At 60.8% G+C, this 14,400-nt stretch carries 15 protein-coding genes and 1 tRNA gene; 2 read left to right on the top strand and 14 right to left on the bottom strand.

The genetic code is table 11. The annotated features are described in order from the left end of the window. Positions 1–177 precede the first annotated feature (177 nt). Positions 178–262 (top strand) — tRNA-Leu (locus WC421_08050). 9 nt (positions 263–271) lie between these two features. Beyond that, positions 272–2,347 (top strand): ATP-dependent DNA helicase RecG, encoded by a 2,076-nt coding sequence (recG, locus tag WC421_08045; protein ID MFA5162184.1) that lies wholly within the window; start codon positions 272–274, stop codon positions 2,345–2,347. A 17-nt stretch (positions 2,348–2,364) separates the two neighbouring features. Here recG and WC421_08040 read toward each other — a convergent pair whose 3' ends face one another. From WC421_08040 to WC421_07975, 14 genes are all read right to left on the bottom strand, one after another. Then, positions 2,365–3,294 carry a phosphate acyltransferase gene (locus WC421_08040; GenBank protein MFA5162183.1) on the bottom strand — a complete coding sequence of 310 codons (930 nt, stop codon included), beginning with the start codon at positions 3,292–3,294 and terminating at the stop codon, positions 2,365–2,367. After that, positions 3,278–4,411, bottom strand: a complete 1,134-nt coding sequence (gene buk, locus WC421_08035) for a butyrate kinase (GenBank protein ID MFA5162182.1) — start codon at positions 4,409–4,411, stop codon at positions 3,278–3,280. Before buk ends, WC421_08040 begins: the two co-directional genes overlap by 17 nt. A 48-nt stretch (positions 4,412–4,459) precedes the next feature. Continuing rightward, positions 4,460–5,149, bottom strand: coding sequence for an ABC transporter ATP-binding protein (locus tag WC421_08030; GenBank protein ID MFA5162181.1), 690 nt, complete (start codon positions 5,147–5,149; stop codon positions 4,460–4,462). Further along, entirely contained in the window at positions 5,146–6,315 is a 1,170-nt protein-coding gene (locus WC421_08025) for an ABC transporter permease (protein MFA5162180.1), read from the bottom strand. The genes WC421_08030 and WC421_08025 overlap by 4 nt, the downstream gene beginning before the upstream one ends. A gap of 11 nt (positions 6,316–6,326) precedes the next feature. Beyond that, the gene (locus WC421_08020) at positions 6,327–6,908 is read right to left on the bottom strand and encodes a hypothetical protein (protein ID MFA5162179.1); all 582 of its coding nucleotides are present in this window, start codon (positions 6,906–6,908) and stop codon (positions 6,327–6,329) included. Then, positions 6,905–7,903 carry a hypothetical protein gene (locus tag WC421_08015; GenBank protein MFA5162178.1) on the bottom strand — a complete coding sequence of 333 codons (999 nt, stop codon included), beginning with the start codon at positions 7,901–7,903 and terminating at the stop codon, positions 6,905–6,907. The genes WC421_08020 and WC421_08015 overlap by 4 nt, the downstream gene beginning before the upstream one ends. Beyond that, a complete protein-coding gene (locus WC421_08010; GenBank protein ID MFA5162177.1) occupies positions 7,896–8,309 on the bottom strand; it encodes a hypothetical protein in 414 nt (137 codons plus the stop codon). Before WC421_08010 ends, WC421_08015 begins: the two co-directional genes overlap by 8 nt. Positions 8,310–8,392: 83 nt before the next feature. Next, the gene (locus WC421_08005; GenBank protein MFA5162176.1) at positions 8,393–9,142 is read right to left on the bottom strand and encodes a hypothetical protein; all 750 of its coding nucleotides are present in this window, start codon (positions 9,140–9,142) and stop codon (positions 8,393–8,395) included. Beyond that, on the bottom strand, positions 9,142–10,014 hold the full coding sequence (locus tag WC421_08000) for a bifunctional 5,10-methylenetetrahydrofolate dehydrogenase/5,10-methenyltetrahydrofolate cyclohydrolase (protein MFA5162175.1): 873 nt from the start codon (positions 10,012–10,014) through the stop codon (positions 9,142–9,144). The genes WC421_08005 and WC421_08000 overlap by 1 nt, the downstream gene beginning before the upstream one ends. Before the next feature lie 64 nt (positions 10,015–10,078). Further along, positions 10,079–10,300, bottom strand: a complete 222-nt coding sequence (locus WC421_07995; protein ID MFA5162174.1) for a hypothetical protein — start codon at positions 10,298–10,300, stop codon at positions 10,079–10,081. Between the two features lie 148 nt (positions 10,301–10,448). Continuing rightward, positions 10,449–11,636: a hypothetical protein gene (locus tag WC421_07990; GenBank protein ID MFA5162173.1), complete on the bottom strand. Its 1,188-nt coding sequence runs from the start codon at positions 11,634–11,636 to the stop codon at positions 10,449–10,451. 218 nt (positions 11,637–11,854) lie between these two features. Continuing rightward, positions 11,855–12,748 carry a hypothetical protein gene (locus WC421_07985; GenBank protein MFA5162172.1) on the bottom strand — a complete coding sequence of 298 codons (894 nt, stop codon included), beginning with the start codon at positions 12,746–12,748 and terminating at the stop codon, positions 11,855–11,857. 56 nt (positions 12,749–12,804) lie between these two features. Further along, on the bottom strand, positions 12,805–13,824 hold the full coding sequence (locus WC421_07980) for a Gfo/Idh/MocA family oxidoreductase (GenBank protein MFA5162171.1): 1,020 nt from the start codon (positions 13,822–13,824) through the stop codon (positions 12,805–12,807). 140 nt (positions 13,825–13,964) lie between these two features. Continuing rightward, positions 13,965–14,381 (bottom strand): ester cyclase, encoded by a 417-nt coding sequence (locus WC421_07975; protein ID MFA5162170.1) that lies wholly within the window; start codon positions 14,379–14,381, stop codon positions 13,965–13,967. Positions 14,382–14,400: the final 19 nt, after the last annotated feature.

Below are 14,400 nucleotides of genomic sequence, written 5' to 3'. Positions count from 1 at the left end.
TCCATTTCCAGCGTCATGGCTTAGTTTACGAACGACGGAGCGCAAACGGACGATTTCAGCGCGGTTCAGGCTCATCTTGTGTTGGAAACGAGCATTCCTTCAGGCTCATCTTGCATTGGATAATTCTTGCGCAGCCGCCAGCCCCGATAATTTTTGTAAAATAAGTCTGCGCTTTTGGCCGGGATGCTGGAACTGGCAGACAGGCTGGTCTCAAAAACCAGTGCTCTCACCGAGCGTGTGGGTTCAAGTCCCACTCCCGGCACTTTTACACATGTCAGACTCTATCCAATACATAAAAGGCGTCGGCCCCAAACGGGCGGAACTGCTTGAGAAGCTGGGCATAGCCTCCGTAGAGGATTTGCTGCGCTATTACCCGCGCGACTGGCAGGACAGGCGCACTAACTCGCTGCTGTCCATTTTCAGGCAGGAATCGTGCGCGGTGTGCAGGGGGGCGGTGCTGTGGTGCCGGCGGATTTTCACCAAAGGTCCGGTCGGATTGTTCAAGGCCGGCATCTCCTGCGGCGGGGCGGAGATTGAGGCCGTCTGGTTCAAGCGCACCGCCGGGTTGCAGTATGACCCGCTTTCCGCGCTGGAACGCGAGATGGCGCGCGGGCGCGAGCTTTGGATAATCGGCAGGCCCAATAACGCGGCGGGAACCTCGGTAGCTGTTGAGGAATACTATTTCGCCGGGGACGAGGGCGCAGCCCCGCATGTGGAGCGGCTGGTCCCGCTGTATCCGCTGACGGCGGGGCTGTCCAATAAATTCATGCGCGAGGCCGTGTGGCGCGCGCTTGAAAAATGCTGCGGCGGCATTGAGGATATTGTCCCGCCGGAACTGGCGGAGAAACGGAAACTCCTCTCGGCAACACAGGCTTTGCGCGGGCTGCATTTTCCCGGCACGATGGGCGAGCTGGACGCCGCGCGCAAACGGATTGTCTACGAGGAATTCCTGCTGCTTTCCGCCGCGTGGGAGATAAAAAAACGCCAGAACCGCGCCGCCGGTAAAAAACACACCTATCAGATAAAGCGCAGCCTGCTCACCCCCTTCCGGCAGCAGCTGGGCTTTGAGTTCACCCCGGCGCAGAAGCGCGTCATCAACGAGATTTTCGCGGACCTGCGCTCTCCCAGGCCAATGACGCGGCTCCTGCAGGGCGACGTAGGCTCCGGCAAGACGGTGGTCGCTTTAAGCGCGCTTATGCTGGCGGTTGAAAACGGCTATCAGGGCGCGTTCATGGCGCCGACCGAAATACTGGCCGGCCAGCATTTTCTGACTTTCCGCCGCTTCCTCCAGAATCTGCCGGTGAAATTTGAGCTGCTCACCTCGTCTACAAGGCCCGCCGCGCGCAAGGCCGCGCTGGAGCGCATATCAAAGGGCGAGACAAATCTGGTAATCGGCACGCACGCGCTGCTGGAGGAGGATGTGCGTTTCGCCGCCCTGCGCCTTGCGGTGATTGACGAGCAGCACCGCTTCGGCGTGCGCCAGCGCGCGCTGCTGCGCCAAAAAGCCTCAGGCGCGGACCTGCTGGTTATGACGGCCACGCCCATACCGCGCACGCTGGCGCTGGCGCTCTACGGCGATCTGGATATTTCCACCATAGACGAATTGCCCCCGGGCCGCCAGCCGGTGGAGACAATCTCCGCCGCAGAAAGCGAGGCGTTTGAGATAGCGCGCCGGGAAGTCGCGGCGGGGCGGCAGGCTTATATCGTGCATCCGTTTATAGAGGAAAGCGGGGACGAGGACGTCAAATCCGTCTCCGCGCAATATGAGCGGCTTTCAAAAGAGATTTTCCCCGGCATTGCCTGCGCCATGCTGCACGGCAGGATGAAGCCGAAGGATAAATCCTCCGTAATGGAAAAATTCGCGGCGGGGGAGATTAAAATTCTGGCTGCCACGCCCGTCATAGAGGTGGGCATAGACGTCAAAAACGCGGCGGTGATGATAATCCAGAACGCGGAAAGATTCGGCCTCGCCAGCCTGCATCAGCTGCGCGGGCGGGTCGGCAGGGGCGTGGACAAATCGCGCTGCGTGCTTGTAAGCGAAAGCGGGGGGGAGCAGGCGCGCGCGCGCATCGGCGCGCTATGCTCCACGAACGACGGTTTCAAAATCGGCGAAAAGGATATGGAGATGCGCGGCCCCGGCGATTTCATGGGCATCCGCCAGCACGGCGAACTGGATTTGCGCGCCGGAGATTTGGTGGAAGACAGGGAAGTGCTGGCCTGGGCGGCGGAAGATAAGGGCGAACTGTTCCGCCGCGACCCGGAACTGCAATCTCCGCAGCACCGCCCCTTCCGCCGCCGGCTGCTGGAGCTTTACAGCCGCAAATGGCATCTCATAGACATAGCCTGATTGCCGGCCCGCCGTAATCAACGGTGTTCTTTGAGGAAGCTGGCCAGGGCTATGGAGTTTAGCTTGGTTGACGGCGAATCAGTGCGCGAAGGCAGCACCACCGGCACTTTGGCTCCCACCACTATCGCGGCGGCGCTGACGCCCTCTCCGAAAAGCGAAAGGGTTTTATAGACGGCATTGGCGGCGTCCAGGTCGTCAAAAACCGCTATATCAACATCGCCGGGGACTTCGCCGCCGGCGACTCCCTTTTCCTCTGCCAGCTTGCGCGAGAATGTGATGTAGACGTCATAGGGGCCTTCAACTGCGGCGTCTTTTATCCCGCCCGCGTTTGCGCGGCGGACTATCTCGGCGGCGTCGGTGGTGCTTTTGATTTTGGGGTTGACCTTCTCCACCGGGCAGACAAGCGACACTTTCGGCCTCTCCACACCCAGCCGGCGCATCGCCTGCGCGGCATTGTCTATTATGCGCATCTTCTGCTCTATCGTCGGGCTGATGAATATGGCCGAATCTGTCACCGCGAACGGTTTTTTGTAGCGCGGCGTTTCAAACAGCACGAAGTGGTTTAGCACCCCGCCTTCCGGCACAAGCCCCGCCTCCCGGGAGAGAATCGCCTGCATATAGCATTTGGTGTCCACCAGCCCCTTTATAAGGAAATCCGCCTTGCCGGAGGTGATAAGCGACACCGCGCCCGCGCACATTTTCTGCGGGTCGGAGCAGTTGATTATTTCAAAATCCGACAGGTTCAGCCCCGCCGCCGCGGCGGTGGCGTGCACGGCGGCCTCTTCCCCTATAAGCGCGCCGGACGACAGGAGGCCGTTTTCGTATGCGGCTTTGACGGCCTCCATCGCCTCGGCGTTGTTGGCGCCGGGAACGGCGGCGCGGCTGCATTTGCCTTTTACCGAGGCGAGCAGTTCGGAAAAGGATGTGAATTTAACGGTTGGCGTCATAAGCATGCTGATACCTCTTGACGGAGTTTGGATTTTCCAGCGCGGAGACGGCGGCGTCGCGCAGGGCGCGCTTTTCGTCCCCGCCGGGGAATTTAAGCACGGGGGCTATCCAGCCGGCGCGCTCCTCTATGAATCCGGTAACGCGCGCGTCGTATGCCAGCCCGCCGGTGATGACTACCGCGTCCACTTTCCCGCCCAGCGCGGCGGCCATCGCCCCGATTTCCTTGGCCATCTGGTAGGCCATGGCCTCCACGCATTCCCGGGCCTTTTCCCGCGAAAGCTTTGTTGTATCCATGCCCGCGCCGGGTATGAGTTCGCCGGTGTTTATGTATTTTTCCAAAGCCACCATGTCCGAGGTGCCGGCATGGGCCACAAGCCCGCCCCGGCCCTTTATTTTGAGCTTTATCTCGTCGTGGCGGTATTTGCCGGAAAAGCACATTTTCGCCAGCCCGCCGGCGGGCACGCCGCCGCTGCGCTGCGGGGTGAACGGCCCGTCGCCGTCCAGCGCGTTGTTTACGTCCACCACCCGCCCGTTTTTGTGCGCGCCCACTGAAATGCCGCCGCCGCCGTGCAGCACCACAAGCGAGCATTCCTCGTATTTTTTGCCCAGCTTTGCCGCCGCAAGGCGGGCCACCCTTTTCTGGTTAAGCGCGTGGAATATGGAGACGCGCGGGTTTTCCGGCATGCCCGAATAGCGGGCAAGCGGCCACATCTCGTCTACCACCACGGGGTCGGCTATGAAGGCCGGTATGCCGCGCGGCCCCGCTATCTCGGAGGCGATGATGCCGCCCAGATTTGACGGATGGTCGCCCATCACGCCCTCGCGCAAATCGGCCAGCAGGGCGCCGTCAACCAGATATGTGCCGCCGGGTATGGGTCTCACCAGCCCGCCCCTGCCTATGACGGCGTGCAACTCTCCGGGGCCGGAGCTTTCCAGAACCTCCAGCGCGGCGCGCTTGCGGAATTCAAACTGCGCGGTTACTTTTTTGCCGTCAAACGCACTTAAATCCGATGGGGAATAGCGCAGGGTTTTGGAGAGAATCTGCTCCTCCCCCAGGAAAACGCCTATGTCGTCCGATGTGGAACCGGGATTGATGACCAGAACGCGGTAGTCCATAAGTATGGCGATATTAGCATAAAAAGAAAACAAAATGATTGCTTCCGGTCAAGGCTTCGGGGAGGGCGTTATCCTGCCGTCGCGGATTTCTATAATCCTGCCGGCGGCGCCGGCGAGGGCGGGATTGTGGGTTACCATGATGACGGCTATGCCGTCTGCGGCGAGGGAACTCAGAATTTCCTTTATCTCTTCCGCCCGCGTGGAGTCCAGATTTCCGGTCGGCTCGTCGGCAAGGACGGCCTCCGGCCCGTTGATAAGCGCGCGGGCTATGGCGGCGCGCTGCATCTCTCCGCCGGAGAGCTGCGCGGGCAAGTGTTCCGCGCGATGCTCCAGCCCCAGCCGCTTTAGTATCTCCCCGGGGCTTTTGCGCAGCGGGCCGTTTTGGTAAAACACGCGGGGCAGCAGCACGTTTTCCAGCACGGTGAGCGTGGGAACGAGATGGAATTGCTGGAATATGTAGCCGAAAGTCCTGCGGCGCAGCAGCGTCAGCCTGCCTTCCGCGAGCTTGCGCCCGGAACCGAAAATCTCCGTTCCCGCGACGGAAAGCGAGCCTTCGTCCGGGGTGTCCAGGCAGCCGAGCAGGTTCAGCAACGTGGTCTTGCCGGAGCCGGAGGGGCCGGTTATGGCCAGCAGCTCGCCCCGGTTTACGTCAAGGCTTATTCCATCGGCGGCGCGGACCGTTTCGGCGCCCCTGCGGTAGATTTTTTTAAGCCCGCGCGCTGAAATGAGAGCTGTCATTGTTCTCCCCGCATCGCTTCCACCGGGCGCACCCGCGCCGCGCGCCAGGCGGGATAGAGGCCGCTTGCCAGCCCGCCGGCCAGTATCACCGCCAGCGCCGCCGCGGCGGTCCTGCCGTCGATGATTATGAGCGCGCCGCCGGGCGCGTAAGGCAGAAAATGCCGGGCGGCGGTTTCGGAAAGCCTTGCGGTAAGCGCGGCCAGCAGCAGGCCGCTGACGCCGCCGAGGGCGCAGACGGCGGCTGTTTCCGCCAGCACCAGCTTGAATATGTCGGATGGCAGCGCGCCCATGCTTTTTATAATTCCGATTTCGCCGAAACGCTCCATCACCGACATCAGGACGGTGTTGGCCACTCCCGACATGGCGATTATCACCGCTATCAGCGCCAGCGCCAGCACCACCGCCTTCGCGCCGGAGACAAGCCCCATTATCGTCGTCTTCACCTGCGCCAGCGACACCACCTGCACATCCGGCAGGTCGTAGAGCCGGTTTTCAAGCGCGTCTATGTCGGCGCCTTTCCTGACCTTGATGCCCAGCGCGGTAAGCTGCCCCTGACGGGAGAATAATTCGCGCACCGTGCCTATGGGCAGGAAAATGGTTCCGTCATCCTGCGTGCCGGAACGTTTGAGCACCCCGGAAACCGTCATCTCCGCGCCGATGCCGGGGATAAGCAGCTTGTCGCCGGCTTCGCGCTGCTCAAGTTCGGCGGCCTCGTAGCCCAGCACGGCCTCGCGCGCGGTGTTGTCCCTGAACCAGCCGCCCTGCTTGAATTCCAGATACCGCTTCATGCGCGGGAAGGAGAGCGCGTCCACCCCCAGATATGCGGCCACCGCGCCATTCTCGCCCTTGTCCGGGTCAAAAACCCCCTGCATCAGCATGGGTGTTGTTTCCTCCACCTCGGGGTTGGAGGCGACGGAACGGACTATGTCCTCCTTCATGTAGCGCAGCCCCGTGCCGCCTTTGAGCATAAGCGTCGCCGCCTCGTATGGGCAGCCTTTTGCGGTCAGAAGCACCTGAAAGCCCATATTGTCTATATCGCGGTTCAGGGCGTTCTCGTATCCCCGGCTAAATCCCAGCAGCGTCGCCAGCGCCCAGGTGGAGAGCGCTATGCCCCCCGCCGTCAGCGCGGTGCGGCTTTTGCGGCGGAGCAGGTTTTTGGATGCCACGGAGTAAATATTCATTTTGAAAACACGAACTCGTCCATCAGTATAAGATTTTTCTTGACCGCGCGCAGCACGTGCAGGAAATCCCCGCCGGGCTGCGATGCCGGATTTTTGACCGGGGCGGCTTTGCCGGAAAGCGGGTCGTAATCCCGGAAATTTTTCAGCGAAAGCCCCTCAAACTGCGCGGCGAACTCCTTTGAGCGCAATTCCTTCGCTGTCCGGGAAGTGAGCTTCTGGATATAGAACGCTTTTACCGTCCCCGCCGGGTCCAGCGCCAGGAAAACCTGTATGCCGCCGTAGTCGCCCTTCTGGTTCACGCCGTGGACGTAGCCGATTTTTTCCTTGTCCCTGTAAATCTCGTAAAGGGTGTACGGGACGCCGATATTCTCGTAAAGGCCGTGGAATTTGTCGCCCAGCCGTTTTTCAATACGCGCAAGCATTTCCGGCGTTTTAACGGAAAGATACACCGTCTTGTATCCCGAAGAGCCGGGGAATAGCCGGTTAATGTCGCGGTCCGGGTCGTTAAGATCGCAGCCGACGGCGGCGAAACAGTCCGCCGCGCAGAACAGCGCGCAGAACAGAAAGAGGATTCTCATATTTTCACATAATAGTACATCTGAAACGTAAGCCTGCTGTCATCGGGCATTGTGCTGCGCTCGTAGAGCGAGCGCAGAGTCAGCTCCGGCGAAACCGCATACGACGCCCCGGCGGCTATATCGCAGCCGCTTTCCCCTCCGGAGAGGTAAAACACCGGCTGCAATTCCAGTTTCAGCCGGCCTTCCTCCGCAAAACCCGCGCCTATTCTGCCCAGCGCGGCATAGGCCGCGCGGCCCTGTTTTTCGCCTTTGCGCAGGTCGGCGCGGAAATCAAAATTATCCACCAGATACGCGAAATCCGCCCCCAGGAACCCGTAGGGCATGGGCGTCAGGTCCGACGCGTGGTAGCCGGTTATGTCCGGCGTTCTCCCGCCGGAGAAATAGACGCCGGCATTGTAATTGTCCCTGCCCAGCGCGCCCAGCGAGACGCGCGCGGAAACAAGATAGGAATCTTTCATGTAAAACGGCATCCCGCTTCCCGTCGTGGCTGAAAACGCGGCGCCGCCCCAGCCGAAATCGCGCGAGGCGCCTATTCCCCAGTCCCTGTCAAAGCCGAAGCCGTACATCGGCAGCGTCTGCAAAAGCGCGCCGTGCGTGTCGAAATAGGATTCCAGCCCCACTGCCGTCCTGTTATGCCCCGCCCAGAGATAGCAAAACGGCGTCCTGGCGCGCAGATAGCCGTTATACAACTGGAACTGCGGCCCCCCGTTCCAGGCGATGCGCGGCTGCAGGGCGAGGGTTCCCCAATCGCCGTTTCCGCCGGAGAGTTTTCCGACGAAATCCGCGCCCAGCGACGGCCTTTGCATCGCGTCGTTTTCGTTCATGGAATAGTAGACTATCTTTCCCGTGTTCGGCGAATATCCGGCCACCGCCTGCGCCTCGAGATACAGCAGCCGGGACTGCGCCCGCGCCGCCCCGCAATACAGAATGCCGGCAAGCGCGGCCAGCCCGCAGCCCGTCAGGATTTTTTTTACCGCCGCAGGATGTTCAGACATCAAAATCTATCGCGCCGGAGAATATCTCTTTGCCGGATTGCCGGATATGGATTGTAACGCGCCACTTGCCGGGCATGGCTATTTCCACCGGCAGCAGATAATCCCCTTTTTTGCTGAGCCGGAAATTCACCGCGCCCGAATCGTGCGCGCGCATTTCCGGCATTCCGTATTCCGCCGAGATTTTGCAGGAGGCGTCTTTCTCTCCGGTTTTGGAATAGGCGCGTATTTTAAGTATCGCGGTTCCCATCTTCGGTTTTTGCGCGAATTGCCAGGTGAAATAGCCGCCGGAGGGGAGCGCGATTTTTTTTCCTTCTCCTGCCAGAGAGGCGGCGGGTTTCGCGTTCTGCGCGGCCAGGCAGCAGGCGCAGCACAGCATGGCCGCCGCGGCGATAATTTTGTTTTTCATATATCCGAATTATATGCGCCGCCCTGCCGCCGTGTCAACCCGGAGCGGGCCGCAAAGTCCGGCGCGCACATCCGCAATGCCGGCTATTCCTCGGAAGAGGGCTGGGATTCCCCTTTGGCGTTTTTGTCTTTGGAAGGCGACGGGCCGCGGGAACTGTTGTCGCCGGCGCTGGTCTCCAGCGATGTTGTTGGTTTAAGCTGCGGAACTGAGGCGCCGGAGCCGCTGCCGGAATTCCAGCCGCTGTCCTCATCCTCGGCGTCGGGCGCGGGTTTTGGGGCAGGTTTTTTCTTTTTGGGGAGTTTTAGCTTGCCTTTTTTGCCGGCTGCCTTTCCCTTGTGCTTGGCCTTGACGCCGAGCAGTTTGCGTTCCGCCTTGGAGGCAGGCCGCTTGTGCCCGACGGTTTTTTCCGGCGCGGGGCGCGGCGCTCCCGCCCGGGGCTTGAAGCCGAAAAGCCATACCTCGCGCGGCGGGGGGGCCTGCTCTATGGCCAGTTGTTTGGCTTTTTCGTCCTTGGGCCTGCCAGTTTTGGAATCAAAAATGTAGAGCGAGCCGTAATTCCCGGAATCCTTCATGGAGAATAAATATTCCGAAGGCGGCTGGTATATCGGAGCCTGATTTTTAGGCTTTTTTTTGGCTTGGGGCGGCGCCGGGCGCGGCTTGGCCGCAGGCTGCTGCGGCTGGGGCAGGTCCTCGTCAAAGGAGTCCGAGGAATTGCCCGCGTCCGCCGGGGCGGACGTCTCCTCTCCCCCGTCGTCGTCCTGCGCCGCGGCGGCGCGCGGGAAAACCAGCAGCGCGGCGGACAGCAGGCATAATAACAGGCGTCCAGGAAGCATCAGCCCCTCTCAAAAGCGGAGACTATGTTCTCAAGCAGGCAGGCCAGGGTAACAGGCCCCACTCCGCCCGGAACCGGCGTTATGGCCGCCGCCAGCGGCTCCGCCGCGGCATAGTCCACGTCGCCGCAGAAAACGCCGTTTTCGTCGGTATTGGTGCCGACGTCGGCTACGACTGTTCCGGGACGCAGCATGTCCGCCCTGACCCAGCGCGCCTTGCCGGCGGCGCTGATAACCATGTCCGCGCTTTTGAAAACGGAGGCGATGTCCGGCGTTCTGGTGTGGCAGACTGTCACCGTGGCGTCCAGGCAGACCAGCATATGCGCCAGCGGTCTGCCTACCGTGGAAGAACGCCCCGCCACCGCCGCCTTTTTGCCGGAGATTTCAATGCCGTGATGGCGCAGCAGCCGCACCACCGCCATGGCCGTGCAGGGCGCAAAGAACCCGCCGCGCTCTATCTCGCCGAAATTTTTGCACAGGAACAGCCTGCCCATGCTAAGCGCGCAGGCGCCGTCTATGTCCTTGGCCGGATCCAGCCCTTCCCAGGCCTGCGGCGCCGACATCTGCGGCGGCAGCGGGCGGGGGACAAGCACCGCGTCCACGGACTTGTCTTCCGAGAGCCCGCGCAGCAGCCGCGCGAAATCCCGTGCGGGGCAGTCCGGCTTTAGCTGATGCTCCCGCGAGGCTATGCCGGTTTTAGCGCAGGCCTCCAGTTCTTTTTTAAGGTAAAGGTCGGATGCGGCGTCGCCGGGGCAGTGAACCGCGGCAAGCAGCGGGCCGCGGCCTTTTGCGTGCGCGGCGGCTTCTATCCTGCCGCCAAGCCCGGCGCGGATTTGAGCGGCGAGGGTTTTGCCTTCCAGTATTGTGGCTGCCATTGGCAAATTCTACAAAAAAAACCGGCCTCCGCTGGGGAGGCCGGTTTTAATTCCGGGAACGCGTTTACGCGTTGACCATTTTGGCGCGGGAGACATCACCTTTTTTGTCAAGGTAATAGAGATATCCCTTTTCTTTTTTGATGCCGCATTTCTGCACTTTCTGCGGTTTGCCGCCCTTTTTGCCGCCTCTGGCCATCTTCGCGCGGGACACATCGCCGTCCTTGTCTATATAATAAAGGAAGCCGTCCTCGCGCTTTACTCCCACCTTCAGTACTTTTTCTGCCATTGCAGTCACCCTCCTCCAACTAGTAAGTCTCATGCAAACGGCGCGCCGCGCCGGCTGGATGAGACTCACTGTTGACGTCAACAGTTTAGTAAAACGATTCGCATAAATCAAGCGCTTTTTTCGTCGCGGCTTCGCCGGACGCCGGGAGCTACCTCTGCTGCTGCTGGCGCATGTTCTCGCGCAGCATCATGACGGCGGCGTAAGACGGCGCGGTAACGGGATTGGCCTTGAGCGCGGCGGTTACGCTGGGCTTGTCCACTATGGCGGCTATGGCGGGGTTTTTTTCCAGTATGAAATTCATGGTCTGCGGGTCGGACAGAAGCTGTTGTATCGCCGGCGACTGCAGCACCCTGTCCACAAAAGCGCTGTTGGCGATGGCGTCTATCACGGCGTCGTTGCTTATGGCTCCCTGCACCAGCGGATGGCTAAGAAAGTTGTTTGCGGTGGGGCTTGTCATGACGAAGCCGACAAGCGCCTGCTCGTTGTCAAGCATGGCTTTGCTTACGGGGCGGCTGAGCAGTCCGTCCACTATAAGGTTGCTGTTGAGCATGGCTTTGACCACGGAGGGCCTGTCGGCTGCCTGTTCCACCGCGCTGGTCATGGCGCCCTTGACTGCGCCGAAAATGGTCAGCCTTTTGTTGACGCCGTTTACTGCGTCCTCCATCAGCGAGCCTTGCGACGGCGGCGCACCGGAGGAGCCGGCGGGAGCGGCTGGCCTTGACGGCGGCGCCTGCCGCGCGGCGGGCGCGGAGGACCGCGATTTGTCTGCGCCGTAGTAGGGCAGATGGCTTTCCTGGGATTGTACCTCCGCTCCGCCGGATTGTATCAGGCCGCCGCGATTATACGGCACTGCGGGTATGCTGGGAAGTTCCGGCGGCCTGCGCGCCGCCGGGCTTTCCACGGGGGATATTTTGGACACGAACGCGCCCTGCTGGACGTTGTTGAGGCTGACATCGTTGCTGTTTATCTGGCGTATCCAGCGTGAAAGCGGATAGAGCAATATTATATACACCGTTCCCAGAAACAGCCATACCAGCCACAGCGGGCGTTCGAATTCCGCATCCGCTTCATCTTCCTGCTGCTGGGAGGGGTCGGGCTCCTCTTCCTCCCCGAGCTTTGCGGAGAGGCTGGAGGACTGCACTTTCGCCCCTTCGTCCTGCGTGTCGCCGAAAACCGCGGAATGGGTGGACAGCCTGGGAATGCCTTCCGGCGGGTTTGCGTCCGGCGCGGGGGCGGCTGCCTGGTCCGCGCCGGGCGGTGCTGCGGAGTCGGATGTCTGGTTTTGAAACCGCCAGCCGTCGCCCGCGGCAGGGTTGGGGTCGCTTTGTTGTGGCATCAGCAGACTTGCTCCAGAAAAAGTTTTTGGGAGAAAATCGCGGCTTTCGCCGTATGGCTTTGCGGCAGCCGGCTTGCAGCCTCTCCCCGGGTATGCTTGTCAAATTCCGCGGCGGGCTGTCCCCGCCGTCCGCCGCCTCGGTTCTCGCTGCCAACTGCAATTTCCGGGTAAGCCGAAATCCTGTTTTTTTGCCTCATAAATCCTGTCCGGGAGCAAGTTCAGTGCATTTTGAACGGCACAAGTTTTTTCCGGGCCTGCGGCTGGGGCTTGGGGGCCTTGGCGGAGGGCGCGGTCTCCGGTTTATCCTGTCCGGGCGTGGAGGCGAATATGGCGGCATTGGCCGCCAGGTCTGCGAATACGGAGGTGTCCTTGTTATCGCGCATGGTGGCGACAAGTGTGGGATTTGTCAGCAGCGACACCAGCCCCACGTTCTTGCGCACCAGCGAAGCGAACAGGTCGGGGTCGTAGGCGAGACCTTGCATCGAAGGTATTTTAACCGCCGTTCTGACAAGCAGGCTGGAGCAGATTATTGCCGCCATGCGGCTGTCCGCCGCGGCGGTCTGAACGGAGTAGGTGGCGGTTAAGGTGGCCATTTCCTTGGAATGGGAGATATAGTTCACCAGAGACTGGGGGTCATTGTAAAGCTGCGCCTCCTTTATTCTGGCGAGGAACAGTTTTGCCACATATTTGTCGTTCACGAACGCCTCAAAAAGGCTGGGGGCGGACAGCAGCCTTATGGCGGCGTCGGTTACTCCCGCGCCGGCGCGGCAGGCCTTTTTCCAGTTGACCAGCGCCCGCATGACGGCGGCGCGCTGCGCCGCGTCATCCGTGGCGGAGGCGAGGGATTTCTTGCCGTAAAAAGGCATCATGTTAAGGCTGGAGGAGCTTGCCTTCACCGCGGCAGCGGATTCCGGCTCGGCTGCGCGGTTGGCGGCGGCCAGCTTGGCCGCCATCTCGTCGTTGCTGACGAATTTTATCTGGGCGCGCTCCCGCCTGCCGCCGTCATAATCGCTGCGGGTTATCCAGTAAACCAGCCCCAGTGTCAGAGACGATATAACGGCCGCCGACACTATCCACAACTGTATATTGGTGATTCTTACCCTGGCTGCCATAGCGAAAGTTTACAACGCTGCACCTGCATTGTCAACCGCGCGCCGCCGCGCGGCCGCTACGCCGTCAGCGCAATGCGCTTTGCGGCGCAGGTTCCGGCGGATTTATAGCCCTGTTCGGCAAGCGCGGCGCAGGCCAGCGCCTCCTTCATGTTTTCGCCGCGCAGTGCGGGGGTGTCCAGCTCTGCGGCGAAATCGTCCAGCAGGCCGGCCATCCATACCGGATGCGCGGAGCCGCCGGAGAGCTTGTCTCCCGTCGCAAAAGTCTGGCTGCCGGAGGGCGTTTCCAGTATTACATCGCTGTCCTGCACCGCGATATTGCCTTTTGAGCCGTACACGATGATGAGATTTTTCCTTATGGGGCTGCGCCAGGTCAGATAAACCAGCGCGGTCGCGCCGCCGAAGTCAATCAGGCAGGAGGCGCAGTCCTCGGCGCAGTTTTCCGCAGGGCGGCGCAGCGCGGCCTTAATGGACAGCGGTTCCTGCCCCGCGAAGGCGCGGGCGAGATAGAAATTGTGCCAGCCGTGGTCCATCATAATGCCGCCGCCGGAGAGCGCGGGGTTTTCGCGCCAGTTGTCGCCGCCCGCCGTGGCGGCGGCCTTGCTTCTCAGCACATGCAGTTCAACATGATGGACCTCGCCGATTGCGCCGGATTTCACCAGTTCCAGCGCTTTGGCTATGGGTGGCGCGTTTTTCCAGTTATGCACGGTGAACAGGCAGCGGTCCTGCCGTTTTGCCAGCTCCGCCAGCTTTTTGGCCTCGCGGAATTTGAACACCAGCGGCTTTTCACACAGGACGTTCAGCCCCGCTTTAAGGCATTGTGCCGAAAGCTTCGCGTGATACAGCGGCGGCGTGCCGACGACGGCGAAATCCAGCCCGCGCTCCGCCTTAAGCAACTTTTTAAGATTGCCGTAGAATTTTGCCGACGGGTAATGCGTTTTTGCCGCTTCAAGCCGGGCGGGGGACTGGTCGGCGACAGCAACAATCTCAAACCGCGCGCTTTTGTGCGCGAAAGCCGGCACATGCCCCTTCTCCACCACCGCCCCGAACCCGACAATTGCCCCGCGATATGTTTTCATTTCACGCTCCGTTCAAGTTAAACTGCTGCCGCGCATGGTCCCGCGCGAAACGGCGTTTTTTCCACAGATTGATCACAGATTTTCACAGATTATCCGGACTTTCCTTTTATGAAATTCCCATCCAGATAACGCGAACTGTTTCAGCGCCGGCTCAACTGCTGGTATACTCCCAGCCGGTCGGTAATCTGCCAGTGGCCGGAAAGAAGGCCGTTTTCAAAGTAATAAACCGTCGCGCCGGACATTTTTATTTGCCTGCCGGACGCCGGAAATCCGGGAATGTCGCCCTTGTGCGTCGCCGTCCAGAGCCAGGTTATTGCAATGGCGTTTCCGTCCTCAAAGAGGCCCTGCAGATCAAAATGCTGGTCCGGGAACGCCGAGCGCAGCAGACGAACGCGCTCCTTGTATTCCGCAAGGCCGAGCGTTTTCCCGTCCCAGGGGTCTCCCGGGTCGTGATGGATTGTGTATTGAGGGGCGATATATTTATCCGCCGCCTCAATATCGCCCCCGCTCCAGACCTCGCGCACAAACCGCGCAAGCATTTCTTTTTTGCTGTTCATGACATTGCTTCCCCTAATT

Source organism: Elusimicrobiales bacterium (assembly GCA_041651175.1).
Lineage (GTDB): Bacteria > Elusimicrobiota > Elusimicrobia > Elusimicrobiales > Elusimicrobiaceae > JAQTYB01.
This window is presented reverse-complemented; position numbering and strand designations above follow the sequence as displayed.